This window comes from Hydrogenivirga sp. 128-5-R1-1, from assembly GCF_000171895.1.
On record NZ_ABHJ01000317.1, the window covers coordinates 1 to 1561 of the forward strand.

Annotated in this window: 1 protein-coding gene and 2 pseudogenes; 2 read left to right on the forward strand and 1 reads right to left on the reverse strand. The window is 49.5% G+C overall.

What is annotated here, in order from left to right; translation table 11 throughout:
• Positions 1-638: radical SAM protein (locus HG1285_RS02040; protein ID WP_008289229.1), on the reverse strand; the 638-nt coding region annotated here is incomplete at its 3' end.
• Positions 639-753: 115 nt separating this feature from the next.
• On the opposite strand from HG1285_RS02040, the pseudogene HG1285_RS02035 reads away from it, so the two are divergent.
• Together HG1285_RS02035 and HG1285_RS02030 are read left to right on the forward strand one after the other, a co-directional pair.
• A pseudogene (locus HG1285_RS02035) lies at positions 754-1287 on the forward strand (UbiD family decarboxylase domain-containing protein); the annotation flags it as partial.
• Between the two features lie 45 nt (positions 1288-1332).
• A pseudogene (locus tag HG1285_RS02030) lies at positions 1333-1561 on the forward strand (hypothetical protein); the annotation flags it as partial.

The window sequence follows — 1561 nt, forward strand, 5'->3', positions numbered from 1 at the left end:
CCGAGACCCACTATGAGGTGGCAACCCGCGTAGCCATCTCCCATAACCTCTCCGCACCACTCAAGGACTTCCCAGTAGGTATCCCACCTGTGAGGGCTGTTCATGGGTCTGCCCCTGAGCTTGTCAAATATCTCCGGAGTAGCCGCATCAAGGGCAACCGTCAGGGTGTCAGCACCCAGCTTTTTGTAATCCTCTATGTCTTCGTAAGTCTGACCCGTAGCGTTCATGAGTATAGACACGAAGAGCTGGTCGCCCAGTTCCTCTATAACCCTCTTAAGCACATACTTGGTGTCCCTTATGGATCTGGGATGGGTTATCTGGGATATACAGAGACGCTCCGCGTGACCAACCTCCTTAGTCCTCTCTATAATATCGTCAAGCTTGACGGTAGGCCACTCAACTCTGATAAAGTTCTTCTTTGAATACTCCATGTCCCTCGCCTTCTGAAGCCCACAGTAGGCACAGGTTGCGTGACAGCCGGAAGGGTAGGTCAGGAGTGTATTGATACAACTGAGCTTGGTATTCCTATAGAACTGACCCGGTATCAAACCGAGGGTCATGGCTGCCGCCCAGCTTATCTGGAGATACTCAGGACTTTCCTTCTGCTCGGTGAGGCTCTCAAGGGCAAGTTTATTCATATCCTTAACCTCCCATACTCGTGAACTTCTGTGTAATTATACTACGGCTGGGGCAGACTCAGAAGCTCACAAAGAGGTTGAGGCTCACCACATCAACCGACTCAACGGAGGGAGAAATCCTCTGTATCTGCATACAATAGTGGGAATACCTCCGCAGGAAGACAAGTATTTGGGCTGGGCTACAGAAAGGATATTCCTGCCTCTCATAAAGTTCAACCTACCGGAGGTGGTGGACTACCATCTACCCGCCGAAGGCGGGTTTCATAACTTCTGCTTCGTTTCTATAAAGAAAAGGTTTCCCGGGCACGCCTACAAGGTTGCCTACGCTTTGCTGGGGTTGGGGCTGATGTCCTTGGAAAAGCATATAGTTGTATTTGATGACTGGATAAACGTTCACGACATAGGGGAGGTTCTCTGGGCGTGGGGTAACAATGTGGATCCTGTTAGGGATGTTCAGATACTCAAGGGTCCTATAGACGTGCTTGACCATGCAACCAACGAGGTAGGTTTTGGTGGAAAGATGGTGGTGGACGCCACGACCAAGTGGAAGGAGGAGGGCTATACCCGTGAGTGGCCGGAGGTTATTAGAATGGACGAGGAAGTCAAGAGGAAGATAGATGATCTGTGGGGTAGGCTGGGGATAGAGTGATTATACTTGACAGGATAATACTATAAAGTATAAATTAATTATGCTGTGAAGCATGATAACCCGTTCTTCTTCGGGGGTGTGGTTGAAGAAGAGGACTTCTGCGATAGGGAGGATGAGCTTAACTCCCTTGAAAAGGACGTGCTTTCGGGCATTAATGTCCTTCTCTATGCGCCCAGAAGGTTTGGGAAAACCTCTCTCCTGCTTGCTTCACTCAAGAGGCTAAAAAACAAAGGTGTGAAAGGCGTTTACATAGACCTCTTCCCTGTCTCCTCAG